Below are 26,318 nucleotides of genomic sequence, written 5' to 3' on the forward strand. Positions count from 1 at the left end.
AATGATATGCAGCAATACGCCAGGCAGAGTGCCCGTCCCCGCCATTTGAGCCAACTGGTTCGCACGGTCGTGCGTGGTATCGGCGGCGTCGCAATCGGCGCGTCGGTTCTGTTCGCGTCGCAGGCTTTTGCGAGCGGCACCGAACAGCTGAAAGCCTTCGTCGCGCAGGTTCATGCAGCGCGCGGTACCTTCGTGCAGCGCGAGATCAAGGCGCCGAAGGACGCGCAGGGCGCGAGCGGCGCGATGCCGGCGATGTCGAGCGGCGGCACCTCGAGCGGCACGTTCCTGTTCGCGCGGCCCGGCAAGTTCATCTGGTCGTACGAAAAGCCGTACCAGCAACTGCTGCAGGCGGACGGCGACAAGCTCTACGTGTATGACAAGGATCTGAACCAGGTGACGGTACGCAAGCTCGGCGGCGCGCTCGGCGCGAGTCCGGCGGCGATCCTGTTCGGCAGCAATGACCTTGAAAAGAACTTCACGCTGCGCGACGCGGGCATGAAGGACGGCATCGACTGGCTCGAACTGACGCCGAAGTCGAAGGACACGCAGTTCCAGCGCGTCGGCATCGGTTTTCGCGACGGCAATCTCGAAGCAATGGAATTGCACGACGTATTCGGCAACGTGACGCTCCTGACTTTCTCGAACATCCAGAAGAATCCGTCGCTTCCGGCAGATCAGTTCAGGTTCACAGTCCCGAAGGGCGCGGATGTGATCAACGGCTGACCGGCGTGTGGCTTTCTTCCTCGCCGCGTGATGAATGCGCGGCTTGCATGTCGTCGATGAATGCTTCGACGATGTCTGTCCGGTGCTGCCGCGCCCGCGTGACCATATGAAACGCGACGCGGTAGCGCATCTGCTCCGGGTTCAGCGCCGCGAGCAAACCTTCCTTCAGATACCGCGCCGCGTAATGTTCGGGCAGATAGCCGAGATGGCAGCCTGACAGCACGAGCATTGCGACGGCCTCCATGTTGTCGGCAACGGCGGTCACGTTGTGCGGCGTGGTCGAACTGCCAGCCTCCGGCAACGGATAGCTGCGCCACGCCCACTCGTGCTGCGCGGCGTCGGCGGGGGTCACGTTGCCTGCCTGCGCGAAGAGCGGATGGTCCTTTGCGCAGTAAGCGAGCTGGTCTTCGGCGAAGATCTCGGTGTATTCGAGCGATGGCACCCGATGCCAGAAGTAGCCGATGCCAACCTGGATGCGCTCGCTCAGCAACAGCTCTTCGAGTTCTCCCGGCGAGCGCACGAGAATCGAGAAGCGCACCGACTCGTCGCGCGTCCGAAAGCGCCGGATTGCCTCGCTGATCCGCGCGCTGGCGGCGACCGGCGTGTGGCCGATCATGCCGATGCCAAGGGTACCCACCAGTTTTCTGCCGACATTGCGCGCCTGCATCCCGAACGTATCGATCGCCGACAGAAGCGTGCGGGCGGCATCGACGAACTGCGCGCCGCGCGCCGTCAGACTGAAGCCGCTGCGGCCGCGTTCGCACAGCCTGTAACCGAGCCGCGTTTCGAGCGTCGCGAGCTGCGTGCTGATTGTCGACTGGCCGACGTTGAGCGTCGCCTGGGCGGGCGTGACGCCGCCTGCATCGACGATCGCGAGGAACACGCGGATTAGCCGCAGGTCGAGGTCGGTGAGCTGGGAAAACATGGGGTCGGTGGACGTGGAAGCGGATACATCGATGAGGATCGATGTGAAGTTTAATCTGTTCGCATTTTATCTTTGGAAAAAATGCACGAGAATGAAAATTCAACCGGCTCAGGTGGCATCGGGTTTGCCCCAAGCCGCCGGATTTCCTCGCTTCTTCTTCATTGGCCAGCCACGATGAAACCTTCCTCCTTCGCTTTCCCGGACGCCACTGCCGAGCGGCCGCAACCTCTTTCCGGCAACGAAATGGCTCGCTGCGGCGGCATCACGACGATGATGCGCCTGCCGTACGTCGCATCGGCAGAAGGTCTGGACGCGTGCTTTGTCGGCGTGCCGTTCGATCTGGGCACCTCGAACCGTACCGGCGCACGTTTCGGTCCTCGCCAGATCCGTTCCGAATCGGTGCTGCTTCGCCCGTACAACATGGCGACGCGCGCCGCACCGTTCGATTCGCTTCGGGTTGCCGACATTGGCGACGTCGCGATCAATCCGTATAACCTGCTCGATTCGATTGCGCGCATCGAAACGGCGTACGACGAGATCCTTCAGTACGGTACGAAGCCGATCACACTGGGCGGCGACCACACGATCGCGCTACCGATCCTGCGCGCCATTCATCGCAAGTATGGCAAGGTCGGGCTGATTCATGTGGACGCGCACGCGGACGTCAACGACACCATGATGGGCGAGAAGATTGCGCACGGCACGCCGTTTCGCCGCGCAGTTGAAGAAGGGCTGCTGGACACCTCACGCGTCGTGCAGATCGGTCTGCGCGGCACGGGCTACGCCGCCGAAGACTTCGACTGGTGCCGCGACCAGGGCTTTGAGGTAGTGCAGGCGGAGGCGTGCTGGAACCAGTCCCTGGCGCCGCTGATGTCGCGTGTACGGGAACGGATGGGCGACGGCCCGGTGTACATCACGTTCGATATCGACGGCATCGATCCGGCGTTCGCTCCGGGGACAGGTACGCCCGAAATCGCCGGACTGACTGTGCCTCAGGCGCTGGAAATCATTCGTGGTGCACATGGGCTGAACATCGTTGGCTGCGATCTGGTCGAGGTGGCGCCGCCGTACGATCCGTTCGGGACGACCGCGCTGCTCGGCGCGAATCTCGCGTACGAACTGCTGTGTGTGTTGCCGGGCGTCGAGTATCGGGCGGCAACGCATTGAACGTTGCGGGCGGGCGCTTTATCCCATCGCGTTTGCGTTCGTCACGACGCCAGAAAGGCCCGCATTGCGGGCCTTTGTCATTTACGCGTAGGCTTCGCGCCGTGCCGATACGAACGCGAGATAGCACAGCGCGCCAATCGCGAGTGCGGGCAGTGTGGCACCGAGATTCGGTAGCCATTGGTTGATCACCTGGTACGCCGCGATACCGATCGCCCACGCGGTGAACGCGCTCACGTGCCAGCCGCCCGAGAAGCCATAGCGGCCACGCAGATCGCCGAGCACGGCTGCTTCGATGCGGCGCTTGCGGACAATGAAGTGATCGACGAGCACGACGCCAAAGAGCGGCGCGAATATCGAGCCGATCAGCAGCAGGAAGTTCTGGTACTTCGCCATCGGCACGGCCAGCGCGATGAGCGTACACAACGCACCGAATGCGAGCGACAGGACCGGCACACTTCCGCGTGTCCAGAACGTGCCTGTCGACACGGCGGCCGAGTGAATATCGGCGAATGCATTGTCGATTTCATCGATCAGAACCAGCAGCAGTGCGAGTCCGCCGCCCGCCTGCGCGAGCGCCGTGGTCAGCAGCGCATCGCCGCCGCCGGCTGCAAGGCCGTAGATGGCCCCAAGCCCGTAGAACCAGATGTTTGCAATGCCGTAGCCAAGCAGCGTGCCGCGGAACGTCTCGCCTGGGCGGCGACCGAAGCGTGTGTAGTCGGCGATCAGTGGCAACCACGACAGCGGCATCGCCACCACCAGGTCGATTGCGCCGCCGAAGGACATCTCGCCCGTGCCCGGACGCCGCATCAGCGCGCCGAGGTCGTGCCTGGCTAGCAGGTTCCACGACAGCCACGCGGCGCCGGCGAGCAGCAACCAGATGCCCCATGTGCGCAGGAAGCGCCGCACGAAAGAAAGCGGACCGCTGATCGCGAGCAGCGTTGCCAGCAGGCCGAAGATCACGGTCCACACCAGGGGCATCGAGAGGCCGAACGACTGTTTGGCCAATGCGTCGGCGGAATCGCGCATCACGATGACTTCGAATGAGCCCCAGCCGACCAGTTGCACCGCGTTTAGCACAGCCGGCACCGAGGCGCCGCGTACCCCGAGGGTAGGACGCAGCGACGACATGGCGGCGAGCCCCGTATCCGTGCCGATCACACCCGCGAGCGCGAGCAGCACGACGCCGATCGCCGTGCCGATGACGATTGCCGTCATGGCTTGCGGCAGCGACAGTCCAGGCACGAGCAGCGCGCCGGCCTGCGCGACCAGCAGGCCGATACCAAGTGAGAACCACAACGCGAAGGCGTCGCCGGTACGGAACGCGCGGCGCGAGTCGGGCACCGGCGTAAGCGGTGCGTAAGTGGGACCGGCTTCGCCGGTGAGCGGATCGTTTGCCATCGAAGGATGTTCCTGAGCGTTGCTGATCGTTATCTGGTTAATCGGTCGGTGCAGGACTGAGCGCATTGTGCCTCGCGCGCGGGCAACTGCGCTCCAGGCCGGATGGCTAACATCACGCCGTTCCGCCTCGTACTCGCGCGCGGCTGTCATAATGCAGGACCGTGCCGCAGCGCGCATGCCGGCCTCGCACCGCCTTTCGCCCAATGTCCATGCATGCGCCTTGCTGCACCGAAAAGCCGAGATTATCGCCAAAACGCCATGTTTGAAGAACCCCGTGCCAATGTGCCGCTCGCAGAACGCCTGCGGCCCCGCACTATCGACGAAGTGATCGGCCAGAAACATCTGCTCGGGCCGAACAAGCCGTTGCGCGTCGCATTCGAATCTGGCGAAGCCCATTCGATGATCCTCTGGGGGCCACCCGGCGTCGGCAAGACCACGCTCGCGCGGTTGATGGCCGATGCGTTTCACGCGGAATTCATCGCGCTGTCGGCGGTGCTCTCGGGCGTCAAGGACATTCGCGAGGCGGTCGAGACCGCGCAGATGCATCGCGTGCGCGGGCGGCAGACGCTCGTGTTCGTCGACGAAGTGCACCGCTTCAACAAGAGCCAGCAGGACGCTTTCCTGCCGCACGTCGAGTCGGGGCTGTTCGTGTTCGTCGGCGCGACGACGGAAAATCCGTCGTTCGAGGTGAATAGCGCGCTGCTGTCGCGGGCCGCAGTATACGTGCTGAAGAGTCTCGACAACGACGAGCAGTGCGAACTGCTCGACCGCGCGCAAAAGGAGCTCGGCGGCCTCACATTCAGTGACGATGCCCGCGACGCGCTGATCGGCTCAGCCGACGGCGACGGCCGCAAGCTGTTGAATAACCTCGAGATCGTCGCGCGCGCGGCTGCCCAGCAAAAGACCACGGGAATCGACGGCGCGCTGCTCGGCAGTGCACTCGCAGAAAACCTGCGCCGCTTCGACAAGGGCGGCGACGCGTTTTACGACCAGATCAGCGCGCTGCACAAGTCGGTGCGCGGCAGCAACCCGGACGGCGCGTTGTACTGGTTCTGCCGCATGCTCGACGGCGGCGCGGACCCGCGTTATCTGGCGCGGCGCATCGTGCGCATGGCGTGGGAGGACGTCGGTCTGGCCGATCCGCGCGCGGCGCGAATCGCACTCGATGCAGCTGAAACCTACGAACGGCTTGGCACGCCGGAGGGCGAACTGGCGCTTGCCCAGGCGATCATCTATCTGGCGGTGGCGCCGAAGTCGAACGCGGGCTATATGGCCTATAACGAGGCGCGGCGCTTCGTCGGCAAGGACCAGTCGCGCGCGGTGCCGGTGCATCTGCGCAATGCGCCGACGAAGCTGATGAAGGAACTCGGCTACGGTCACGAGTACCGCTATGCGCACGATGAACCCGACGCGTACGCGGCGGGCGAGACCTATTTGCCTGACGGCATGCGCGAGCCGCACTGGTACGAGCCGACCCCGCGCGGGCTCGAAGGCAAGATCGCCGATAAGCTCACGCGTCTCGCCGAACTCGATGCGCAATGGCGCGGCGAAAACAGGTCGAAGAAGAGCTGAGCATGCACACGACGCCCGCATTGCCGCCACGCGCGAGTTGATCCACCTGCCGGTGCGCTAAAATCGCATCCTCATACAACGAACACCCGCCCCATCCCATGCTCGACATCCAGCTGCTGCGCAAAGACCTCGACGGCGTCGCCAAACGCCTCGCCGATCGCGGCTACACCCTCGACGTAGCGGCGTTCTCCGCGCTCGAGGCAGAACGCCGTTCCATCCAGACCCGTACCGAAGAGCTGCAGGCGCGCCGCAACAGCCTGTCGAAGCAGATCGGTGCGATGAAGGGGCGGGGCGAGGACACGTCGGCGGTGATGGCCGAAGTGGGTGGGCTCGGCGATGAGATGAAGGCGTCGGCGGCGCAGCTTGAAGAGATCCAGAAGGGTCTGTCGGATCTGCTGCTCGGCGTGCCGAACCTGCCGCACGAAAGCGTGCCCGCTGGCAACGACGAAGCCGATAACGTCGAAGTACGCCGGTGGGGCATGCCGCGCCAGTTCGATTTCGAGGTGAAAGACCACGTCGATGTGGGCACGCCGCTTGGTCTCGATTTCGAAACCGGGGCGAAACTGTCGGGCGCACGGTTCACGATGTTGCGCGGACGGATTGCGCGGCTGCACCGTGCGCTCGCGCAGTTCATGATCGACACACACACGCTGCAACACGGCTATACCGAGATCTACACGCCTTACATCGTCAATCCGGAAATCCTGTACGGCACTGGCCAGTTGCCCAAATTCGCCGACGACATGTTCCGCGTCGAGAAGGGCGGTGGTGAGCACACGGTCACTCAGTACCTGATCTCGACGTCTGAAATTTCACTGACGAACACCGTGCGCGACAGCATCGTCGAAGCCAGCGCGCTGCCGATCAGGCTGACTGCACATTCACCGTGTTTTCGCTCGGAGGCCGGCTCGTACGGTCGCGATACGCGCGGCATGATTCGCCAGCATCAGTTCGACAAGGTAGAGATGGTGCAGATCGTCGCGCCTGAAACGTCGTATGAGGCGCTCGAGCAGATGGTCGGACATGCCGAGGCGATTCTGCAGAAGCTTGAACTGCCGTATCGCGTGATCACACTGTGTACCGGCGACATGGGCTTCTCCGCGACGAAGACCTACGATCTCGAAGTGTGGCTACCGGCACAGAACACGTATCGCGAGATCTCGAGCTGCTCGAACACCGAAGCGTTCCAGGCGCGCCGGATGCAGGCGCGCTATCGCAATGCCCAGGGCAAGCCGGAACTCGTGCATACGCTCAATGGCTCGGGCCTGGCAGTCGGTCGCACGCTGGTTGCGGTACTCGAAAACTTCCAGAACGCGGATGGCTCGGTGACAGTGCCTTCGGCGCTGCGTCCGTACCTCGGTGGGGTCGAGCGGCTGGAAGTGCCGGCTGCGAGCTGAAAGTTGTGTGAACGAAACCGCGAGCAGACGCCTTTCTGCTTTTTGCTAAAAGGGACTTGGAAAGCGGTTTCAACTGTTCTATAATCTTCGTTTCGCCAAGCAGCGACCCGCTTGGTGCAGAGACGGTAGCGTATCAGCAGCCCGTCAACAATGCCGGAAAGGTGGCAGAGTGGTCGAATGCGCCGGACTCGAAATCCGGTGTACAGTTTTGCTGTACCGTGGGTTCGAATCCCACCCTTTCCGCCAGAACATTAGAAAAGCCCCGCAGATCCAAAAGTCTGCGGGGCTTTTCGCTTTCCGGCTTGCCCACGGCACCGGTGAGCGGAGCCGATTCATTCGTTCATCATGCTGCCTCGTGGCGCGCAGAGACTTGCTCCTTGGCATGTTGGGGAGGCGAGCAAAGCGATTCATCTGGTTAGTACTTCTTTAGAATATGAGTGTGTCGAATGCAGCCAGACGCCATTCGGAATCGCGGGTGCGAGCCGTCTGCTGGGATAGCCTCGAAGACCAGGCCGGCATCGAGCCCCGCAGATGAAAAAAACCCAGACTGGGAAGCTGGGCAAACAGGATTGTGATGATCCGTTGGAGGGGGTCTCGATCCAGGGAGACCTGGCCCGCTATCGGAGCTACCGCGATAGCGGGCCAGGTCTTCTTTGATCAGGGGCGCACAGCGACGCATATAACCATGCGCCCGGACTACGATGTCCAGCTTGAGTACGTTCTACGTCCTGCCTTAACGGGCGGATCAATCAACCAATCAGGGATGGTTGTACATGGCGTTCCAGTCGGCTGCAGAAACAGCTGCGCGACCACCCGAGTTCGACGAACCGCTCGCGACTCCGCCATAGCTGGTTGCAGCGCCGGTCTCTGCTGATACGCGTGCTTCGGCGGCCTGGATCTCAGCCGGGTAGGTCGCATCGTTGCGGCTTGCCTGGTTGTAACCCGCCTTCTCGAGCTGGACCAGCTCGGCGCGCACCTGCGCACGGGTCAGCGGTGCGTTCGATTGAGCGAACGAGGCGATCGGCGCAGCGAGTACAGCGGCAACAACAGCGACTTGAATCAGAGACTTCATGATTGACTACCTCCAGATTTCTTGTCCTGCTACGAACAGCCCTGTCCGTAATCAGTGGTCGTAGTCTAGGTAAGTAATCGCTTAAAATTAAGCCCCTTGCCTGGAAGGGACCTTTGCCGTAGTTGGGGAAACCCTAGGTGAGCCGCGGAACGCGCGAGTCGTACACGCGTGAAATCCTGTTCCGGCTCTTGCGTCCCGCCTGCATCATTCCCGTCCGCCCACCCCGCTCCACAGCCCGCGACCTCGCCGCACCGGGTCCCTTATCAATTTCGTATGAGGTATTAACCCTGCTCCGATTTTGCCGTTATACAAGGGCAAAGTGACCGGATCTGGCCTGATTTCCATCGATCAATATGCTTTCTTCTTCAGCGCAGCAGATCTCGGACGCCGGCTTCCTTAGCCGGTTTCACCGCCGCTCTCTCGACCACCAGCGACCGCTTTCGACGGTCACGATGGCATTCACCGTCGTCGCCTATCTGGCGTTCGTCGTGGCGCGCAGCCTCGAGGCGGGCCCGGTCGTCCCCATTCAGTACCGGCTTGCCTGCGCGCTCTGCCTTGCGTTGCTCGTCGTCGCGATTCCGGGAACGAAATCGACCTGGGTATTCGGTGGGATCGGCATCGCGTACGCGCTTGTGATGCAGGCCGGTATCGCGCTGAACATCGCCGGTCTCGAGCAACCAATGTTGTGGGCACTGCCGGCGATGGTGGTCATTCCGATCTGCGCCGCGCCTCTGTGGCTGACGCCGGCGCACTTCCTCGCCGGCACCTTGCTTTTTTACGCGACCGGCCTGTCTTTGCTGCTCGACTTGCCGCAACTAAAGGGCGAAGTCGGCATCGTGTGCTGGATGTGGGTGGTGATCGGCCTGCCGACCGCTGCGGTGTTTCATTTCGGTTTTTACTGGTTCAGGCGCAATCATTTTCTGCTGGAAGACCGGCTGGCGCGACTTGCAGCGACCGACCCGCTGACCGGTCTGCAAAACCGCCGTGCTTTCATGGAGGCGGCAAAGCAGCGGTTGTCGTCGCTCGCCGAAGACGCGAAGGTGAGCGCAATCTTTATCGACATCGACTACTTCAAGTCGCTGAATGATCAGTTCGGGCACGCGGCCGGCGATCAAACCCTCGTCGATGTCGCCCAGGCATTGCGGGACTGGGTCACGACGGCGGACTGCATTGGCCGGATCGGCGGCGAAGAGTTCGCCTTGTTGCGGCCTGAAGGCCTGCGTGCGGCGGTTGAATTTGCCGAGACCCTGCGCGCGGCGATTGGGGGCGTGGCGCGGCCTGATGGATTCCTGAGCGCAAGCTTCGGCGTGGCTGAATATCGTGCCGGCGAAAGCATCATGGCACTGCTCGACCGCGCGGACGAAGCCTTGCTGCGGGCCAAGCATTCCGGCAGGAATCGCGTGCGTGCGGAACGCGCGATGTCCGTCGACTCCGTGTGGTTGACGTGGAGCGAAGGACTCGACCCGGCCGGAGTGTCCGGGCCGATACGGCAGCGCTGGGAAGACCACTACCTGACCTCGCATTTCCAGCCTCTCTACAGTCTGTCGCATCAGAAGCAGGTGGGATTCGAGGCGCTGCTGCGTGGCGAGCGTGACGACGGAACGCTCGTGCCGCCCGTGGTCCTGTTCGCGCCAAAGCCATTCACCGACGAAGGTGACCTCGACCGGGCGAGTCACGTGCTGCATCTCGGCAACGCGAGGCGGCTGATTCCCGACGACGCCTGGGTGTTTCTCAACATCCTGCCCGCGACCTTTGTCGCAGAGGGCTATCCGGACGAACTCGCAGCCATTGCCCGTTCGGCGAGTCTCAAGCCGGAACGGGTCGTTCTCGAACTGCTCGAGTCGCACGGCGGCAGCGTGGACGACCTGTCGCGCGCGGCCAGCCAATATCGCGATCACGGTTTCCTGATCGCGGTCGACGATTTCGGCGCGGGCCATTCGAACCTCGATCGTCTGTTCCGTATCAGGCCCGACCTCGTGAAACTCGACGGCGAACTCATCCGTGCAACGAGACCGGGCGCGCAACAGCCGATCCTGCCCAGGCTGGTGTCGCTGCTGCATCAGGCGGGGATGCTGGTGGTCGTGGAAGGCGTCGAGACGACGGAGGAGCTGATCCTCGCGGTCGAATCGAATGTCGACTTTGCACAGGGCTATCTGCTTGGCCGGCCTGCGCCGTCGATTACGCCGCCTGACGCAGTGCAGCGTCGCATCGATCACGCGTTCGACGTGATCGCCGAAGGGCGGACGTCTCAGCATGCGCTGTTCGAGTCGGAAGTAGAGCCGTACCGGCTCGCCCTCGATATCGCTGCAACCGGGTTGTTGAGGGGCGTCCCGAAGGAAGACGCCTTCGCCGATCTTGCGCAACGCGAGCTTTGCATCAGTTGTTTCATCCTCGACGAAGCCGGCCGGCAGGTCGGTCTCGAAGTGCCTGGAATGGCGGCAGGGGTTCAAGGCGGCTCGCTGCATCCGGTCGCCAATCCGCGTGACGCGCGTTGGGATCATCGGCCGTATTTCCGCAACGCCGTGCTGCGGCCCGGTGTGCCTGTCACCAGCGGCCCGTATCTGTCGCTGGCGAGTGGCCGGCCGTGTATCGCGGTGACGATCGCGTCGGAGACGGAGGGACGACGCTGCGTCGTCGGCGTGGAGCTGGACTGGTCGTTGCAGCGCTTGCCCTGGCCGGCGAGCGAACAGTGGTGACGAAGGACGTGAGCGGGCTTACCCTGTGGCATTGACGCGCGCGAGACGGCATCATCACGCTTTCGCTCACGCTTTATGGATCAGATCATGGCCTCCGCTTTCATCGACACTCCCAGCTATGAAGACCAGCGCCAGCGCTTTGCGCAGGCCGCGGACGACGCTGGCGCCGAGCGTATCGAGTACCGTCATCCGCTGCGCGGCCCGCGCGGCGAAACGCTCGCCACCGACGTCGCTTTGCTCGGCGACCGCAATGCGAAGAGGCGATTCGTCGCGATTTCGGGCACGCACGGCATCGAGGGCTATTACGGGTCCGAGTGCCAGATCCAACTGCTGCACGATCTGCGCCATCGCGAAGTGCCGAACGATGTGTCGGTGGTGCTGGTGCACCTCGTCAATCCGTGGGGCACGGCATGGATGCGCCGCGTGAATGAAGACAACGTCGACGTGAATCGCAACTACGTGGACTTCACGCACGCGCGGCCGGTCAATTCCGCGTATGAGACATTGCACGAAATCTACCTGTGCAAGGACCTCGACGGCCCGGGCCGTCGCCAGGCCGATGACATCCTCGCCACACACATTCGCAACCTCGGTCAGACGGCGACGATGAACATCGTCGAAGCAGGGCAGTATCTGCATGGCGATGGGCTGTTCTTCGGCGGCAAGGAGGCGACATGGACCAACCGCACCATGCGCGCGATCCTGAACGAGCACGTGGCGGGTGCACGGATCGCGATGAGCTTCGATCTTCACACCGGCGCCGGCGCATTCGGCCACCCGATGCTGATGACGATCGCGGAGCGCAAATACGCTGCATATGACACGGCGCAGTCGATCTACGGTCCGTGGCTGCACACGATCATCACTTCGTCCGAGGCGACGTCCGACACCGGCGTCACGGCGACCGCAACCGGCTACACATCGCAGGCATTGCTCGATCAACTGGGTGACGTGCAACTGATGCCTTTCGTCATCGAATGCGGAACGTATGACGGGAGCGTCGGCCATTCGATTCTGCGCGACGATCACTGGCTGCATCTGCACGGCGATCCGCTCGACGCGACGGGGCGCAGGATCAAGGAAGCGATGCTCGAGCAATACTTCCCTGCCGATGCCGACTGGCGCGAACTGACGGCGCTGCGCACCCGGCAGGTGTGGCAGCGCGCGCTGGACGCGCTCGCGCGACTGTAACGAACAGGGAGGGCGGTACGGATCGCTTCTCCCTGCAGTCCATCCATAGCATCGAGGCGCGGTCTGCTCCGCAAACGCCGCGCCGTCTTTCGATCAAACGCCTCCTTGCGCGGATGTTGAATCGTGACCGCGACGGACAACTGCGCGCGTTGCTCGAGGAAGTGCGCAACACGTTCGGCGAATGCCACTGCTAACTGCTTTGCGCCGGCTTGTCGCCCTGGTGCTCGTAGCTGTGCCGATGTTGTATATGGGCGCGCCGTTCGTTGATTGACCCGCGTTGACAGCATGCGAAAACGTTTGCCGTGAACCGGCCCGGCGAGCGCGTCGTTCATGCGGCGTTCACATCATCTGTACAATTGGTCGATCGACAACCCCGGCGGCTGCGTCTTCCGGCCCGGTTTTGGTGGCGTCGCGGCCCATGCGAACTCACGCGGCGATGCGTGCGGTTATTGCATGTCCGTGGCACGCCTGCCGCCCTGCACCAAACGAATACGATCTCATGGCCATCACTTACAAGACTCCTGACGACATCGCCCGGTTGCGCATTTCAGGCCGTCTCGCGGCCGACGTCCTCGCGATGATCGGTGAACACGTGAAGGCCGGCGTCTCGACCGATTATCTCGACGGACTGTGCAACGAGTTCATCATCAATACGCTGAAGGCGATTCCTGCCAACGTGGGCTATATGGGCTTTCCGAAGACGGTCTGCACCTCGGTGAACTCGGTGGTGTGCCACGGCATTCCCGACCGCGCCGAAGTGCTGAAAGACGGCGACATCATCAACATCGACGTCGCCGTGATCAAGGACGGCTATTTCGGCGACACGAGCCGTATGTACTGCGTCGGCGAGCCGAGCACGGTTGCGCGTGAGCTGATCGACACGACCTATGAGGCGATGCTTGCCGGCATCCGTCAGGTGAAGCCGGGCGCGACGCTCGGCGATATTGGCTACGCGATCCAGCAGACGGCGCAGCGCAAGGGCTTCTCGATCGTACGCGACTACTGTGGGCACGGCATCGGCAAGGTCTATCATGAGGAGCCGCAGGTGCTGCACTACGGCCAGCCCGGGCAGGGCATGCGCCTCAAGCCCGGCATGGTCTTCACGATCGAGCCGATGGTCAACTCGGGCCGGGCGGGCACCACCGTGCTGCGCGACGGCTGGACCGTCGTGACGAAGGACCGGTCGCTGTCGGCGCAATGGGAACATATGATCGCCGTCACGGACGACGGCTTTGAGCTGCTGACTCCATGGCCCGACGGCACCGGTGCCTATGAGGCTCCCTGATTCCCATGAGGTCACGTGAGGCGCTCCATGTGCCACGCTGCGGGCCTATCGAGGTGCGTTGGGCAGCCTCTCGTCCGGGCGCGCGAGCGCACGCGTTCTGAAAATAAGGATTTGACTCGCGCGCCGGTTCGGTTAAAGCTAGCGTTAGCGCTTCAAGGGATTTCGTCTGCATGAGTCCGTCACTGACCGTTCGCCGTATTGCTGCCGACCAGGGCGCCGTTTTTCGCGAACTTCGTACAGCGTCGCTGCGCGAAGCGCCTTATGCCTTTGGCGAAACGCTCGAGGAATCGCTATCCGCCGATGCCTCCACGTTTGATGCCACCGCCGCGGACCACGCTGTCTCGATGACGGCCACGTCGTTCATTCTCTACACCGAGGGGCATCCGGCCGGCCTCATCGGCGCGTGCTTCGAAGACACGGCAGTGCGCCGAGCGTTCGTGAGCGAGTTGTGGGTTGCGCCGGCAGTGCGGCATCTGCGTGGCGGCGAACTGCTCGTGAACACCGCGAGCGAGTGGCTGGCGAGCGAGGGTGCACTGGAAATCTACGCCTGGGTGGCGGATGCCAACCGCACTGCGATGCGTTTCTACGAGCGCCTCGGCTTTGGTCCAACCGGGGAGCACACCACCCGTACGGCACGCTCAAGCGATCGGGAGACGCTGCTCGTGCGCCATGTGCCTCCGCGTGCGGAGTCGTTCGCGTCGTGACCGCCCATGCGGTGCTACCGGGCGCCGCCGGTTTTGTCTCATCCTCGCCGCTGCGGCGTTCGCCGCGCGTGATTTTCCTTGAATGCCCGTCCTTTATTGCCAAAAAACCTGGCTACGCTCGCGGACGCCTGTAAAATACGCAAAATTTTTTGTCGAATGCTATGTCGCCCAAGAAATCGCCATTTTTCGAACTTCGCAGTGGCACTGTCGACACGCTTCTGTTCGTGGTCAAGACCACCGACCTCGACGCGATCCGTACCGAACTGACCCGCCGCTTCGAGGCGACTCCCGAATTTTTCGCTAACGATGTCGTCGCGATCGACGTGCGCCGTCTCGCCGCTGACGAGCGCGTGCCAGTCGCCGACATCGCCAGCCTGCTCGACAGCGTGCGCATGCGCCCGGTTGGCGTGGTCGCGGATGCCGCGCAGCAGGCGTGGGCGATTGAATCCGGCCTGCCGTTTCTCGAAGCGCGCGACCGCCGCGGCGCCGCGACGAAGGTAGGCAGCGACGAAGCAGCCGAAGCCGTTGCCGCCGCAGTTGCGGCCGACGAGACTGCCGAATCCGCCGCAACGGACGCCACCACGGACGCCACCACGCCGACGCAAAGCGTCGAGCCGGTGCGCCTCGCGACGTCGGCACAGACGCTGGTGATCGAAAAGCCGCTGCGCTCCGGCCAGCGGATCTACGCGAAGGGCGATCTGGTGGTGCTCGGGCTCGTGAGTTACGGCGCTGAAGTGATCGCTGAAGGCAACATCCACATTTATGCACCGTTGCGCGGGCGCGCGCTGGCAGGCGTGCATGGCAATCACGACGCGCGCATTTTCTGTACGTGCCTGGAGCCGGAACTGGTCTCGATCGCTGGTATCTATCGAACGACCGAGAACCCCTTGCCGGATGACGTGCTCGGCAAGCCGGTACAGATCCGGCTCGATGAAGAAAAGCTGATGATCGAACCGTTGCGCCTCACCTGAACATCCGACGCGCGCGCTGCGTACTGATCGCGCGTGCTGTCGAGGTAAACGGCTGACGGACTCGATTGACGAATTTGAACGAATTTGACGGACACAAGGTAAGGGTAATGGCGAAAATCATTGTGGTGACATCGGGCAAGGGTGGCGTGGGCAAGACGACCACGAGCGCAAGTTTTGCATCGGCCCTCGCAATGCGTGGCAGCAAGACGGCCGTGATCGACTTCGACGTCGGTCTGCGCAACCTCGACCTCATCATGGGCTGCGAACGCCGTGTGGTGTACGACCTCATCAACGTGATCCAGGGTGAGGCGAACCTGAATCAGGCGCTCATCAAGGACAAGAAGTCCGAGCACCTGTTCATCCTGCCCGCGTCGCAAACGCGCGACAAGGATGCGCTGACGATGGAAGGCGTCGAGAAGATCATCAACGATCTGATCGCAATGGACTTCGAATACATCGTCTGCGACTCGCCGGCGGGCATCGAATCGGGCGCACTGCTGGCGATGCACTTCGCCGACGAAGCACTGATCGTAACGAACCCGGAAGTGTCGTCGGTGCGCGACTCGGATCGCATTCTCGGCATTCTGTCGTCGAAGACGAAGCGCGCGATCGAAGGCAAGGAGCCGATCAAGGAACACCTGCTGATCACCCGCTACAGCCCGAAGCGTGTCAACGAAGGCGAAATGCTGTCGCTCACCGATATCCAGGAGATCCTGCGTATCGACCTGATCGGCGTCATTCCGGAATCGGAAGCCGTGCTGCATGCGTCGAACCAGGGCCTGCCGGCAGTCCATATGGATGGCACCGACGTGGCTGAAGCCTACAAGGACGTGGTGTCGCGTTTCCTCGGCGAGCAGAAGTCGCTTCGCTTCACCGATTACCAGAAGCCAGGCCTGTTGCAGCGCCTCTTCGGCACCAAGTAAGGGGAGCGCACGTAATGTCGATTCTTTCGTTTTTGCTGGGCGAGAAGAAGAAATCCGCGTCGGTAGCGAAGGAACGCCTGCAGTTGATCATCGCGCATGAGCGCGCCGGCGGTCACGCCCCCGCCGATTACCTGCCCGCGTTGCAACGTGAACTGGTCGCCGTGATTTCGAAGTACGTGAAAATCTCGGACGAGGACATCCGTGTCAGTCTCGAACGTCAGGACGACCTCGAGGTCCTGGAGGTCAAGATCGAGATTCCGCAGGCCTGATTTCTGGCTCCCGCCGGGCAGTCGTTGTCCGGTTGTTGTGCACGCTACGCGCGGCCGGTACGGCGGCGCGTAGTGCCGGTCGTGTCCTGCCGTCAGTCTGTCTGTTGCGCCGTCTACGCGCAGTCTTCCTTTCGTTGTCTCGCCAACTCTCCCATGTTTCGCCTCGAGTCGCGTCCGTCTCTGTGTGAAAGACCGCGGCGTGAAAGACCGCGGAAATAATCCGTTGCACATCGGGCCATGCAGTAACACGCGCGATGTCAGCGCAAAGTCCGCCTCGCGCATTGAACGGATACCGCCATCGTCGGCGTCTCTATCCAGAGGTGAACAATGAAAACATCCCTTCGGTTGCTGCTTGCCCAGGCCGCCCTGATCGCCGCCGGCGCCTGTGCAGTGGCGTCTGCTTCGGCGGCTGAGGTCGTCGTCATCGCGCCGACGGCGCCGCCGCCTGTGCGCTATGAGCCGGAGCCTGCGCCACGCATGGGCTATGTGTGGGACCACGGTCACTGGCGCTGGGACCACGGCCGCTACGTGTGGGTGGCGGGCCACTGGCAGGCCGAGCGCATCGGCTATCACTGGGTGCCCGGCCACTGGGTCGCGCACGGTCCGGACTGGCATTGGGTGGGCGGGCACTGGGCTTAAGGCCGGTACCGATCGACGCTTAGGCACGTGACCTGGTGTTCAGTCCGGCGCGGCCGGTGAGACCGGTTGCGCCGTATCGTCCGATTTCCCCAGGGGAATACGCAATGAAGAAGAGACTGTTTGCGGCGGCGCTTCTTGCGCTGACGCTCGCCGGTTGCGTCGTGGTGCCGGCGCGGCCTGTGTATTACCGTTCTGCGCCGGTCGTCATTTATTGACGTGTGGCCGCATCCACCGGGGCCGCGTCGCCCTCGTCTCCGAGCAGTGCTTCTGGCACTTCGGGGACGGGAGCGGGCGCCGGCTGCTGCGGCGGCGCCATGTAGCGCTGGGCAAGCGCATCGTACAGCGGTGGCGCGAAGACGCGCGACACGCGGCTCGAAATCAGCGCCGTCGCCATCAACGAGATCACGAGCGCGTGCCCGTTGATCATCTCCATCACGATGACAAACGATGTGATCGGCGACTGCGTGACGGCCGCGAGATAGCCGACCATCGCGAGTGCGATCAGCATCTGCAACTGCATGCTGTCGAACACCATGTGAAGCACGTTGCCAAAGCCCGCGCCGATCGACAGCGACGGTGCAAAGATGCCGCCCGGAATCCCCGGCAGGTACGAGCCGACCATCGAGATCATCTTCAGAAGCGGATAGAACATCGACAGGTGCTCGGTGCCCTCGAGCAGCCCGCGCGCTTCCGCATAGCCGCTGCCAAAGGTCGTACCGCCGGAAATCAGGCCGACGACCGCGATCAGGAGCCCGCACAGCGCGGCGAATACGACCGGCCGTTCGCCATGTAGCTTTCGCAGCGGCGCGGGAATCCAGCGTGCGGTATTGAGCAGGAGCCAGCAAAAGACGCCGCCGGCGATGCCCGTCACGATGGCCGTCAGCACCACCGCCACGGCGAGCAGATCGGGAAAATGCGCGCCGATCTCGATGGTGCCGAAATACGTGTAGTTGCCGTTGAGCCCCAGGGCGATCACGCCCGCGATGATGATCGCCGTGATCAGCACGCCGCTTGCGCGGGCTTCGAAGCTGCGCGTGAGTTCCTCGATCGCGAACACGATGCCGGCGAGCGGCGTATTGAATGCGGCCGACAGACCAGCCGCCGCGCCGGCCAGCACCAGTTGCCGCTCGATCAGCGCATTCGAGCGCGGATAGAGCCGCCGCAGATTGAACATGAGTGCCGCGCCGACCTGCACCGTCGGTCCTTCGCGACCGATCGTAAAGCCACCAAGAATGGCGAGAAACGACACCGCGATCTTGCCGGCGAGGATCCGGAACGTGAGGAGCCGCGAGCCGGTATTGCTCGTATTCGTGTGCAGCGTGGCGATGACCTGCGGGATGCCGCTGCCTTCGGAGCCGCGAAAGAAGGTTCGTGTAAGCCATGCGCAGGCGGCGCCGATGGCGGGCGTCAGAACGAGCGGCAGCCATACGTGCTGGTGCTGCATCGTGCGGAACGCGTCGTAACCCCAATCGATGAGCCGGGCATAGAGCACCGCAACCAGACCGACAGCAATCGCACCGAGCCAGAAAATACCGTACTGGCGCCAAAGACGTCTTGCGCGTCGCACAACATTCGAAGTCAGGGGAGGGGAGGCCCGCGACATAGTGTGTCCGTCGAAGCAAAGGTTGGATTATAGCGGCCTGTTCCTGCCGCTCGCTCCGGCGCCTCTACGCGCAGCACAGGCGCCGATGCCGCGCAAAAGAAAGGGGCGTGACGCGCGGCACCCCGGTCGAACAGGTGCCTTCGCGGTACGCCCCTCAAAACGCTCTCGTCGGGGGGCGAGAGCGATGAGGATTCCATGCATAGCTTATTGCTCCGATTTCTGTTAGACAGTGGGGCTCGGTTGCTGGGTTCCGGGTGCCAGATCCGGAAATACGCCGGGAAGTACTTCAGGAAGTACAGCTTCTTTCGAGTAACCCCTTCGGCTGGCGCGGCACATTACATGCTTGTTAAAACTGTCGCTTTTCATTGGCGGCGGGCGCGCAACTTGCACAGACCTGCAGCCGGGTAGTTGTGCCTGAATTGCGTTGCAGTGCGTCTCTGGGCTGCAAGCGTCGGCGCTCCTGCCTTGGCGGGTTCCGCCATGGGCGTGCCTCGCTGCGTGCCCGAATGCTAGCCGCCCCGAATTCGGGCAATTCGTGCGCCCGGTTCACCCAGCGCCAATGGCTCCACGCACTACGCCGCTGACGCGGAGGTTATCGCGAGTGTGTAACACGATGCACATCTCCCCTTACAAATTGCAACGGTTGCGGTGCGCGCCGTCGTGTTCAATCGAGTCATTCGAGATCGCTCGAATATCACTGACTCGACGGGAGAATGAAGTGAAACGCTTGACGCTAACCTTGATTGCGGGAGCGCTCCTGGCCGCTGCGCTGGGAGGGTGCGTCGTCGTACCCGCTCCGGGCTACTACTACGGTGGCGGCTACTATCACGGCGGCGGCTACTACCACGGCGGAGGCTACTACCGGTAACGGGACGTGCCGGCAGCCTGGCATTTCCAGTGCGCCGGTGCGGGTGGGAAGGTCGCGCGGTCTGCGCTTGCGGATCGCGCGATTTTTTCGTGGCTTTGGTATGCGGCTTCGGGTTACGCCAGAAGCATCTCGAAAGCGACGACCGCGGCAATGGCGGCCAGGTTTGCCGCCAGGGCTTCCACGACGATGCCCTTCCACGTGGCGGGCCTGAAGCGGACCGCCAGCAGCAAGGCGCCAAGCAGTGCGAGGGCAATGATCATCACGATATCTGCGTTCTGCAGGTAAATATTCATCGTCGACTCCTGGGGCATCGCTAAAGCGGATGTCTGCCGATCCGTTCGATTGGGCTGGCTGGTTCATCGGAATTCAATCCGAGTATAGGCAGGCCAAAAAGCCGTGCAAGTGAGGGAAAGCACGACCTGTTCCCGGCGATGCGCGCGCTGGCGCAAGATGCTGCGCCAGCTGGGAGCGAGTTGAAATGTACTGTCAGCGACCCGTGTTTACATCAGCCTTGCATCGCGCGTTTCGCGCATGCACAGCACGCCGATCAGGCTGACCGTCGCGGCGATCGAGACATAGCCGCCGACCCACGTCAGGCCGCCACGCGCCACGAGCACCTGAGCGATATACGGCGCTACCGACGCGCCGAGAATCCCGCCCAGGTTGTAGGCAACGCCTGCACCGGTGTAGCGCACGCTGGTCGGAAAGAGTTCGGGCAGCAGGGCGCCCATGGGGGCGAACGTGACGCCCATCAGGAACAGCTCGATGATCAGGAACAGCTGCACCAGCGGTGTTGAACCGCTGCCGAGAAGCGGCGCCATCGTGAAGCCTGACAGGATCGCCGCGACGATCCCGACGATCAGCACCGGTTTGCGGCCATAGCGGTCGCTAGCCCACGCGGAGAGCGGCGTGGCGAGCGCCATGAACAGCACCGCGATGCACAGCAGCCCGAGGAAACCCTGCCGCGTGAAATTCAGCACCGACACGCCATACGACAGCGAGAACACAGTCGAGATATAAAACAGCGTGTAGCAGACGACCATCGCAAGTGCGCCGAGCAGCGTCGGCCGCCAGTGTTGAGAGAGCAATGTCGCGAGCGGCACGCGCACGCGTTCGTGACGGTCGATAGCGGCCTGGAACGCCGGCGTTTCGGCGATCTTCATGCGCACGTAGAGACCGAGCGCAACCAGCACCGCGCTGACGACGAACGGCACACGCCAGCCCCAGCTGCGGAACTGGTCGTCGGACAGCGACAGGGCGAGGCCGAAGAACAGGCCGTTCGATGCGAGAAAGCCGATCGACGGACCGAGTTGCGGGAACATCCCGAACCAGCCGCGCTTGCCGGCCGGCGCGTTCTCGGTGGCGAGGAGCGCCGCGCCGCCCCATTCGCCGCCAAGGCCGATGCCCTGCCCGAAACGCAGGATGCACAGCAGGATCGGCGCGAGGGTGCCGATCGCATCGTAGCCGGGGAGGAAGCCGATCAGGGTGGTCGACAGGCCCATCACGAGCAGCGACACAACGAGCGTCGACTTGCGGCCGATACGGTCGCCGAAATGGCCGAAGATGAACGAGCCGATCGGCCGCGCGATAAAGGCGATACCGAACGTGACGAACGCCGACAGGGCCTGCGCTGTCGGCGAGCCGTGCGGAAAGAAGACCGGGCCGATCACGAGCGCCGCCGCCGTCGCATAGACGTAGAAATCGTAGAACTCGATCGTGGTGCCGATAAAGCTCGCGAAGATGACGCGCGAAGCGCTGTTCTTCCGGGCCACTTCGGCTGGCGCCGTTGAAACGGGTGATGAGGACATGCAGGGTCTCCAGTTGTCGTGACACAACCGTGCCGGCGGGAAGCGTCCTGCGCTTCTTCGGATGGGCCGGGGTGGGCCGTGTCTTTGCTTGAAATCGATGCTGGCCGGGAACGGAGGGCCGGTCGACGTACGCGCAGCTTGTTGCTCATGCAACATTTGCAGGCATGCGTCAGCTTACCTCGTCACGGAACTGCCGGCGCACGGGCGTCGGGACACGTAGCGATGCAATCCGGACGGTCGCGCGAGTCGCGCGGCGACGCCAGGGTCAGGCTGTTCGGCGCACGCGGATGGGCGGACGGCGAAAGTGGCGCCGGAGGGCTCCGGCAGGGCGTATCAAAAAATTATAACGAGCGTGCGCACCGCGCCGCAACCCGATGCGGCACGGATGGTGAAAGGCGAGCGGAAGCGCTTGCCCTGTCAATTGGTCGTTTGCGCTTGCGGCGATGCAAATTCGCGCAGCTGGAACTTGCCGTTGTCGTTGAAGAGCCAGTCTTCCATGAGTTCGAGATGGCCGCGGCCGTCGAGCAGTTTGGCCGGTGGCTGCGGTAACGGCGACGCGCGACGCAGCGAGGCAAGCGCGGTGCCTTCGGCTTCGTCATCGCCATTGGAGCGATAGACCGCCGACGTGACGAGCAACCCGTCGCGGTCGACGGTGAACGCGACGACGACGAGCGAGCGCAGCATCGCCTGCGGCGTGCCATGCAGCACGTACGACGGGTTGCGTTCGAGAATGCGCTGCGCGACGGCGCTACGGTACTGATCGAGCGAGACGCTGTTGATCGCAACTGGCGGAACGTAGGTCGTCGGTCGCTCGAGCGGCGTGATCGTACAGGCTGCGGTGGTTGCCAGAAGGATCAGTGCGGCGCCACGCACGATAGAAGTCAACAGGGCGGAATGGCGGCGGCGAGCGAGGAGCTGCATGGCAGGGTGAATCTCTAGGGTGGGGCGTACATTCATGCTAGTGCATGCGCGTGGCTTTTCAATCCGCGTTGCCCCTGCTTTTAGTGCGCTCGACCACGCTTGAATTCGTTGCGCACAAAGACAGTCCCGCGCGATGCGATGCCGGTAACAGGCGCTTCGATCTCGGCTGCTGCCCGCTCCGGATTCCGGATCCGGACGTCGCCTTGATGTGGCTGTACGCGCTCCGGTGTGCCTGCGTAATGCGGTACCGCAGAAATGCAAAAAAGGCATTGAATCCGTGAAGAATTCAATGCCTTTCGTGTATGTCTGGCGGAGGCGGTGAGATTCGAACTCACGGAAGGATTGCTCCTTCGCCGGTTTTCAAGACCGGTGCCTTAAACCGCTCGGCCACACCTCCAAGCCGCGAATTGTAACCCGAAATCGATCAGCGGCGGCTACCTCCGCCAGCGATCAATGTCCGTCCTTCAGAAACAGCGCCTGCAGATCGTTGAGGAAGTTCTGGCCGCGCGCAGTCGGCGCAATCTTTTCGTGATCGCGGACAATCAGGCCGCGCTTTTCCGCTTCCTGCAACGCCGACTCGATCGATGTCATCGACAGCCCGGTGCGTTCGATGAACCGGTGCACCGGAAACCCTTCCACCAGGCGCAGCGCGTTCAGCATGAATTCGAACGGCAGATCGCGCGGTCCGACTTCGTGTTCCTCCTGCACGGGTGCGCCGGCTTTCGCCTGCTCGATGAACGTCGCCGGGTGCTTGTAGCGCGCCTGGCGCAGGATGCGGTTCGGAAACGACAGCTTCGTATGCGCGCCTGCGCCGATGCCGAGATAGTCGCCGAAGCGCCAGTAGTTCAGGTTGTGTCTGCTCTGCCGATGCGGCTTCGCATACGCCGACACCTCGTAGCGTGCGTAGCCTGCAATGGCGGTGCGCTCATGGATCCAGTCCTGCATGTCGGCCGACTGATCGTCGTCGGGCAGCGGCGGCGGAAACTTGGCGAACAGCGTGTTCGGTTCGAGCGTCAGGTGATACAGCGACAGGTGCGGCGGCGCAAACGACAGCGCCGTTTCGATATCGGCCTGACATTCGGCGAGCGTCTGCTTCGGCAACGCGAACATCAGGTCGAGATTGAAGTTGTCGAAGGTGTTCGCCGCGACTTCGACCGCGTGACGCGCCTGCGCCGAGTCGTGAATGCGTCCGAGGGCTTTCAGATGTGCCTCGTTGAAACTCTGGATTCCCACCGACAGACGGTTCACCCCGCTTGCGCGAAACTGCGCGAACTTCGCGGCCTCGAACGTGCCGGGGTTGGCTTCGAGCGTGATTTCGGCGTCGGCGTCGAGCGGCAGCAAGGCCCGTAAGTCCGACAGCAGGCGGTCGAGCCCGGCCGCCGACAGCAGGCTCGGTGTCCCGCCGCCGATGAATACCGTATGCACCTGGCGCCCCCAGACGAGCGGCAACGCCAGTTCGAGGTCGGTGCGCAGCGCATCGAGGTACTCGTTCTCAGGGAAGCTGTCGCCCTTCCACTCGTGCGAGTTGAAATCGCAGTACGGGCACTTGCGCACGCACCACGGAAAGTGCACGTACAGCGCGAGGGGCGGCAACGACGCCAGTCGGATGCCGCCCGGCGCCGTGAAGGCCTTGATGACGCCGACGCCGGCACCGGCGCCCGTCGATGCGGCGCTCACGCTGCCTCCGACAGACGCGCAAGCAGATGCCGCAACGCGATTGCGCGATGGCTCTTGGCGTTCTTCACGGCGGGATCGAGTTCGGCGGCGGTCGCATTCAGCGCCGGCACAAGGAAGTACGGGTCGTAGCCGAAGCCGTTCGTACCGCGCGGCGCATCGAGCACTTCGCCGTGCCAGCGGCCTTCCGCGATCAGCGGTTCGGGGTCGTCGGCATGCCGCACGAGTGTGAGCACGCAGAAGTAGTACGCCCGGCGATCATGGTGAGACCTGAGTTCAGCAACGAGGCGCGCGTTGTTGGCGGCGTCGCTTTTCTCGCCGCCGGCCAGTTGCGCGTAACGCGCCGAATAAACTCCCGGCGCGCCACGCAACGCGACGACGCACAGGCCGGAGTCATCGGCAAGCGCCGGCAGCCCGGTGAGCCTTGCCGCATGACGCGCCTTCGCGAGCGCGTTTTCGACGAAGGTCGGATGCGGTTCTTCGGCTTCGGGCACTTTGAAACGGCCCTGCGGAATCAGCTCGATCCCGACGGTTTCGAAGAGCGCCGCGAACTCGCGCAGCTTGCCCGCGTTGTTCGACGCGAGCACGACCTGGCGAAGCGCCGACGCGATCGTCCGGCGCTCACCGTCGATGTTGTTGCGATCAGTCACCCTTCAACTCCAGTGCTTCCTTCTGTTTCGCGATCAGCGTTTCGATGCCGGCTTGCGCCAGATCGAGCAGCGCGTTCGTCTCGTTGCGCGAGAACGGCACGCCCTCGGCCGTACCCTGAATTTCGACGAAGCCGCCTGCGCCCGTCATCACGACGTTCATGTCGGTGTCGCATTGCGAGTCTTCGTCGTAATCGAGATCGAGCACCGGCAGACCGTTGAACACCCCAACCGAGATCGCCGCAACATAGTCGGTGATCGGCGATTTTTCGATGCGACCGGTGGCAAGCAGCTTCGCCACCGCATCGTGCGCCGCGACGAAGGCGCCCGTGATGCTCGCCGTGCGCGTGCCGCCATCGGCCTGGATCACGTCGCAATCGATGTGCAGCGTGCGTGCGCCGAGGCGCTCCAGATCGAACACCGAGCGTAACGCGCGGCCGATCAGACGCTGGATTTCCTGCGTGCGGCCCGTCTGCTTGCCGCGAGCGGCTTCGCGGTCGCTGCGGGTGTGCGTCGCGCGCGGCAGCATGCCGTATTCGGCCGTCAGCCAACCCTGACCGCGATCGCGCAGGAAGGCCGGAACCTGTTCGGCAATGCTGGTCGTGCAGATTACTTTCGTGTCGCCGAATTCGATGAGCACGGAGCCTTCTGCATGCTTCGTGTAATGACGCGTGATGCGCACGTCGCGCAGCTGGTCGGCGCGGCGGCCGCTGGGACGTTGGGAGGTGTCGTTCATCGTCGGGAACCGGAGAAAGAGAGGGCAGAGGGGAAACTGCGATTTTACCGCCGATCGGCCCGGCGAGACCGGGCGCCTCTCGCGAGGCGCTCCCGCAAAAATGGGATAATGCGCGTTCCACGCCCCGCGTCTCGTACACGCCGGGCGGCCCGACTCCACCGGCCGTATCACGAGCTGAACGGCCTCCCATCGCGAGACGAACGATGATCTACAGCATGACTGGCTATGCGAGCGCCACGCGCGAACTCGCAGCCGCCTCAGGTACTGGCGGCGTAAGCGTGTCGGTCGAACTGCGCACGGTGAACTCGCGCTTCCTCGACCTCAATTTCCGCATGCCCGAGGACGTGCGCGTCTGCGAACCGACGCTGCGCGAGATGCTGATGAACAAGCTGTCGCGCGGCAAGGTCGATATCCGTATCAACCTGCAGCGCAGCGAACAGTCGGCAAACGCCGGCGCGGTCAGTCGCGACACGCTGGACCAGCTCGCGTTGCTCGAGCGCGCGGTGCTCGGCGTGTTTCCCGAAGCCGGCCGTCTGCGGACTGGTGAAATCCTGCGCTGGCCCGGCGTGCTGGCCGAAAGCTCCGTGGCGCCGGAAGTGCTGCGCGATGCGGTGCTCGCGTGCGGCAAGCAGGCGATCACGGATCTGATCGACGTGCGTGCCCGCGAAGGCGCGCAACTCGCGACGATGCTGATCGCGAACGTCACTGAAATGGAGGCGATTGTCGCGAAGATCACGCCACTCGTGCCGGAACTGATCACGAAGCATCAGCAGAAGATTGTCGAGCGTTTGCAGGAAGCGCTCGGTATTGCGGTGCAGGATACGACGGCCACCAGCATTTCGCGCGAAGAGATCGCGGAACGTATCCGTCAGGAAGTGACGATGTACGGTATCCGTATCGATATCGCCGAAGAGCTGTCGCGTCTGACCGCCCATCTGAACGAAACGCGGCATGTGATCGAGAAGGGCGGCAAGGTCGGCAAACGGCTCGACTTCATGATGCAGGAGCTGAACCGCGAAGCCAACACGCTCGGCTCGAAGGCGGCCGCGAAGGAACTGGCGGATTCGTCGATGACCCTGAAGCTGCTCATCGAGCAAATGCGCGAGCAAGTACAAAACCTGGAGTAAAG

At 63.2% G+C, this 26,318-nt stretch carries 24 protein-coding genes and 2 tRNA genes; 15 read left to right on the forward strand and 11 right to left on the reverse strand.

The features are described 5' to 3' along the window. Positions 1 to 6: 6 nt before the first annotated feature. Positions 7 to 723, forward strand: coding sequence for an outer membrane lipoprotein chaperone LolA (gene lolA, locus B0G77_RS10130; protein WP_133662018.1), 717 nt, complete (start codon positions 7 to 9; stop codon positions 721 to 723). On the opposite strand, the gene B0G77_RS10135 is transcribed toward lolA, so the two are convergent. Then, a complete protein-coding gene (locus tag B0G77_RS10135; protein WP_133662019.1) occupies positions 713 to 1,648 on the reverse strand; it encodes a LysR family transcriptional regulator in 936 nt (311 codons plus the stop codon). The genes lolA and B0G77_RS10135 overlap by 11 nt on opposite strands. 174 nt (positions 1,649 to 1,822) lie before the next feature. On the opposite strand from B0G77_RS10135, the gene speB reads away from it, so the two are divergent. Then, entirely contained in the window at positions 1,823 to 2,815 is a 993-nt protein-coding gene (speB, locus tag B0G77_RS10140) for an agmatinase (protein WP_133662020.1), read from the forward strand. 81 nt (positions 2,816 to 2,896) lie between these two features. Here the strand turns inward: speB and cytX are convergent, their stop codons facing one another. Continuing rightward, positions 2,897 to 4,213, reverse strand: a complete 1,317-nt coding sequence (gene cytX / locus B0G77_RS10145; protein WP_133662021.1) for a putative hydroxymethylpyrimidine transporter CytX — start codon at positions 4,211 to 4,213, stop codon at positions 2,897 to 2,899. A 258-nt stretch (positions 4,214 to 4,471) separates the two neighbouring features. Here cytX and B0G77_RS10150 point away from each other — a divergent pair, with 258 nt between their 5' ends. From B0G77_RS10150 to B0G77_RS10160, 3 genes are all read left to right on the forward strand, one after another. After that, positions 4,472 to 5,785, forward strand: a complete 1,314-nt coding sequence (locus B0G77_RS10150; RefSeq protein WP_133662022.1) for a replication-associated recombination protein A — start codon at positions 4,472 to 4,474, stop codon at positions 5,783 to 5,785. Between the two features lie 98 nt (positions 5,786 to 5,883). Next, entirely contained in the window at positions 5,884 to 7,182 is a 1,299-nt protein-coding gene (serS, locus tag B0G77_RS10155; RefSeq protein ID WP_133662023.1) for a serine--tRNA ligase, read from the forward strand. A 155-nt stretch (positions 7,183 to 7,337) separates the two neighbouring features. After that, a tRNA-Ser gene (locus tag B0G77_RS10160) sits at positions 7,338 to 7,428 on the forward strand. A gap of 511 nt (positions 7,429 to 7,939) precedes the next feature. On the opposite strand, the gene B0G77_RS10165 is transcribed toward B0G77_RS10160, so the two are convergent. Further along, positions 7,940 to 8,254 (reverse strand): DUF4148 domain-containing protein, encoded by a 315-nt coding sequence (locus B0G77_RS10165; RefSeq protein ID WP_133662024.1) that lies wholly within the window; start codon positions 8,252 to 8,254, stop codon positions 7,940 to 7,942. Positions 8,255 to 8,607: 353 nt separating this feature from the next. Here B0G77_RS10165 and B0G77_RS10170 point away from each other — a divergent pair, with 353 nt between their 5' ends. The 8 genes from B0G77_RS10170 to B0G77_RS10210 all read left to right on the forward strand — a co-directional run bounded on the left by B0G77_RS10170 (position 8,608) and on the right by B0G77_RS10210 (position 16,932). Continuing rightward, positions 8,608 to 10,950, forward strand: a complete 2,343-nt coding sequence (locus tag B0G77_RS10170; protein ID WP_133662025.1) for a bifunctional diguanylate cyclase/phosphodiesterase — start codon at positions 8,608 to 8,610, stop codon at positions 10,948 to 10,950. Between the two features lie 87 nt (positions 10,951 to 11,037). Next, on the forward strand, positions 11,038 to 12,141 hold the full coding sequence (locus B0G77_RS10175; protein WP_133662026.1) for a DUF2817 domain-containing protein: 1,104 nt from the start codon (positions 11,038 to 11,040) through the stop codon (positions 12,139 to 12,141). Positions 12,142 to 12,640: 499 nt separating this feature from the next. Then, a complete protein-coding gene (gene map, locus B0G77_RS10185) occupies positions 12,641 to 13,426 on the forward strand; it encodes a type I methionyl aminopeptidase (protein ID WP_133662028.1) in 786 nt (261 codons plus the stop codon). Between the two features lie 170 nt (positions 13,427 to 13,596). Then, a complete protein-coding gene (locus tag B0G77_RS10190; RefSeq protein ID WP_133662029.1) occupies positions 13,597 to 14,130 on the forward strand; it encodes a GNAT family N-acetyltransferase in 534 nt (177 codons plus the stop codon). A gap of 161 nt (positions 14,131 to 14,291) precedes the next feature. Next, positions 14,292 to 15,101: a septum site-determining protein MinC gene (minC, locus tag B0G77_RS10195; RefSeq protein WP_133662030.1), complete on the forward strand. Its 810-nt coding sequence runs from the start codon at positions 14,292 to 14,294 to the stop codon at positions 15,099 to 15,101. 107 nt (positions 15,102 to 15,208) lie between these two features. Beyond that, positions 15,209 to 16,024, forward strand: coding sequence for a septum site-determining protein MinD (minD, locus tag B0G77_RS10200; protein ID WP_133662031.1), 816 nt, complete (start codon positions 15,209 to 15,211; stop codon positions 16,022 to 16,024). 14 nt (positions 16,025 to 16,038) lie between these two features. Continuing rightward, entirely contained in the window at positions 16,039 to 16,293 is a 255-nt protein-coding gene (minE, locus tag B0G77_RS10205) for a cell division topological specificity factor MinE (protein WP_133662032.1), read from the forward strand. Positions 16,294 to 16,620: 327 nt separating this feature from the next. Then, positions 16,621 to 16,932, forward strand: a complete 312-nt coding sequence (locus B0G77_RS10210; RefSeq protein WP_133662033.1) for a YXWGXW repeat-containing protein — start codon at positions 16,621 to 16,623, stop codon at positions 16,930 to 16,932. Positions 16,933 to 17,140: 208 nt separating this feature from the next. Here the strand turns inward: B0G77_RS10210 and B0G77_RS10215 are convergent, their stop codons facing one another. Then, on the reverse strand, positions 17,141 to 18,535 hold the full coding sequence (locus B0G77_RS10215; protein ID WP_133662034.1) for a chloride channel protein: 1,395 nt from the start codon (positions 18,533 to 18,535) through the stop codon (positions 17,141 to 17,143). Between the two features lie 718 nt (positions 18,536 to 19,253). Between B0G77_RS10215 and B0G77_RS43110 the strand changes: the two genes are divergently transcribed. Beyond that, entirely contained in the window at positions 19,254 to 19,403 is a 150-nt protein-coding gene (locus tag B0G77_RS43110; RefSeq protein ID WP_166656130.1) for a hypothetical protein, read from the forward strand. A 113-nt stretch (positions 19,404 to 19,516) separates the two neighbouring features. Here the strand turns inward: B0G77_RS43110 and B0G77_RS10220 are convergent, their stop codons facing one another. From B0G77_RS10220 to rph, 7 genes are all read right to left on the reverse strand, one after another. Then, a complete protein-coding gene (locus B0G77_RS10220; RefSeq protein WP_133662035.1) occupies positions 19,517 to 19,696 on the reverse strand; it encodes a hypothetical protein in 180 nt (59 codons plus the stop codon). 207 nt (positions 19,697 to 19,903) lie between these two features. After that, positions 19,904 to 21,211, reverse strand: coding sequence for an MFS transporter (locus B0G77_RS10225; protein WP_133662036.1), 1,308 nt, complete (start codon positions 21,209 to 21,211; stop codon positions 19,904 to 19,906). Positions 21,212 to 21,628: 417 nt separating this feature from the next. Further along, complete coding sequence (locus tag B0G77_RS10230; RefSeq protein WP_133662037.1) at positions 21,629 to 22,132, reverse strand: energy transducer TonB; 504 nt, start codon at positions 22,130 to 22,132, stop codon at positions 21,629 to 21,631. A gap of 307 nt (positions 22,133 to 22,439) precedes the next feature. Continuing rightward, a tRNA-Ser gene (locus B0G77_RS10235) sits at positions 22,440 to 22,529 on the reverse strand. A 53-nt stretch (positions 22,530 to 22,582) separates the two neighbouring features. Continuing rightward, on the reverse strand, positions 22,583 to 23,809 hold the full coding sequence (gene hemW / locus B0G77_RS10240) for a radical SAM family heme chaperone HemW (protein ID WP_133662038.1): 1,227 nt from the start codon (positions 23,807 to 23,809) through the stop codon (positions 22,583 to 22,585). Beyond that, positions 23,806 to 24,456, reverse strand: a complete 651-nt coding sequence (gene rdgB, locus B0G77_RS10245; protein ID WP_133662039.1) for an RdgB/HAM1 family non-canonical purine NTP pyrophosphatase — start codon at positions 24,454 to 24,456, stop codon at positions 23,806 to 23,808. The genes hemW and rdgB overlap by 4 nt, the downstream gene beginning before the upstream one ends. Beyond that, positions 24,449 to 25,189 carry a ribonuclease PH gene (gene rph / locus B0G77_RS10250; RefSeq protein WP_133662040.1) on the reverse strand — a complete coding sequence of 247 codons (741 nt, stop codon included), beginning with the start codon at positions 25,187 to 25,189 and terminating at the stop codon, positions 24,449 to 24,451. Before rph ends, rdgB begins: the two co-directional genes overlap by 8 nt. A gap of 203 nt (positions 25,190 to 25,392) precedes the next feature. Between rph and B0G77_RS10255 the strand changes: the two genes are divergently transcribed. Beyond that, a complete protein-coding gene (locus tag B0G77_RS10255; RefSeq protein ID WP_133662041.1) occupies positions 25,393 to 26,316 on the forward strand; it encodes a YicC/YloC family endoribonuclease in 924 nt (307 codons plus the stop codon). Positions 26,317 to 26,318: the final 2 nt, after the last annotated feature.

The sequence above is a fragment of the Paraburkholderia sp. BL10I2N1 genome (genome assembly GCF_004361815.1).
In the GTDB taxonomy this organism is placed as follows: Bacteria; Pseudomonadota; Gammaproteobacteria; order Burkholderiales; family Burkholderiaceae; genus Paraburkholderia.

What these genes read in the sequence shown, in the direction of transcription:
- B0G77_RS10215 (WP_133662034.1), bottom strand. Translation starts at nt 18,535, where the DNA reads ATGTCGCGGGCCTCCCCTCCCCTGACTTCGAATGTTGTGCGACGCGCA.
- minC (WP_133662030.1), top strand. Translation starts at nt 14,292, where the DNA reads ATGTCGCCCAAGAAATCGCCATTTTTCGAACTTCGCAGTGGCACTGTC.
- B0G77_RS10255 (WP_133662041.1), top strand. Translation starts at nt 25,393, where the DNA reads ATGATCTACAGCATGACTGGCTATGCGAGCGCCACGCGCGAACTCGCA.
- B0G77_RS10170 (WP_133662025.1), top strand. Translation starts at nt 8,608, where the DNA reads ATGCTTTCTTCTTCAGCGCAGCAGATCTCGGACGCCGGCTTCCTTAGC.
- B0G77_RS10135 (WP_133662019.1), bottom strand. Translation starts at nt 1,648, where the DNA reads ATGTTTTCCCAGCTCACCGACCTCGACCTGCGGCTAATCCGCGTGTTC.
- B0G77_RS10165 (WP_133662024.1), bottom strand. Translation starts at nt 8,254, where the DNA reads ATGAAGTCTCTGATTCAAGTCGCTGTTGTTGCCGCTGTACTCGCTGCG.
- speB (WP_133662020.1), top strand. Translation starts at nt 1,823, where the DNA reads ATGAAACCTTCCTCCTTCGCTTTCCCGGACGCCACTGCCGAGCGGCCG.
- B0G77_RS10190 (WP_133662029.1), top strand. Translation starts at nt 13,597, where the DNA reads ATGAGTCCGTCACTGACCGTTCGCCGTATTGCTGCCGACCAGGGCGCC.
- rph (WP_133662040.1), bottom strand. Translation starts at nt 25,189, where the DNA reads ATGAACGACACCTCCCAACGTCCCAGCGGCCGCCGCGCCGACCAGCTG.
- map (WP_133662028.1), top strand. Translation starts at nt 12,641, where the DNA reads ATGGCCATCACTTACAAGACTCCTGACGACATCGCCCGGTTGCGCATT.
- B0G77_RS10230 (WP_133662037.1), bottom strand. Translation starts at nt 22,132, where the DNA reads ATGCAGCTCCTCGCTCGCCGCCGCCATTCCGCCCTGTTGACTTCTATC.
- B0G77_RS10220 (WP_133662035.1), bottom strand. Translation starts at nt 19,696, where the DNA reads ATGAATATTTACCTGCAGAACGCAGATATCGTGATGATCATTGCCCTC.
- cytX (WP_133662021.1), bottom strand. Translation starts at nt 4,213, where the DNA reads ATGGCAAACGATCCGCTCACCGGCGAAGCCGGTCCCACTTACGCACCG.
- minE (WP_133662032.1), top strand. Translation starts at nt 16,039, where the DNA reads ATGTCGATTCTTTCGTTTTTGCTGGGCGAGAAGAAGAAATCCGCGTCG.
- B0G77_RS10210 (WP_133662033.1), top strand. Translation starts at nt 16,621, where the DNA reads ATGAAAACATCCCTTCGGTTGCTGCTTGCCCAGGCCGCCCTGATCGCC.
- B0G77_RS10150 (WP_133662022.1), top strand. Translation starts at nt 4,472, where the DNA reads ATGTTTGAAGAACCCCGTGCCAATGTGCCGCTCGCAGAACGCCTGCGG.
- B0G77_RS10225 (WP_133662036.1), bottom strand. Translation starts at nt 21,211, where the DNA reads ATGTCCTCATCACCCGTTTCAACGGCGCCAGCCGAAGTGGCCCGGAAG.
- minD (WP_133662031.1), top strand. Translation starts at nt 15,209, where the DNA reads ATGGCGAAAATCATTGTGGTGACATCGGGCAAGGGTGGCGTGGGCAAG.
- serS (WP_133662023.1), top strand. Translation starts at nt 5,884, where the DNA reads ATGCTCGACATCCAGCTGCTGCGCAAAGACCTCGACGGCGTCGCCAAA.
- B0G77_RS10175 (WP_133662026.1), top strand. Translation starts at nt 11,038, where the DNA reads ATGGCCTCCGCTTTCATCGACACTCCCAGCTATGAAGACCAGCGCCAG.
- lolA (WP_133662018.1), top strand. Translation starts at nt 7, where the DNA reads ATGCAGCAATACGCCAGGCAGAGTGCCCGTCCCCGCCATTTGAGCCAA.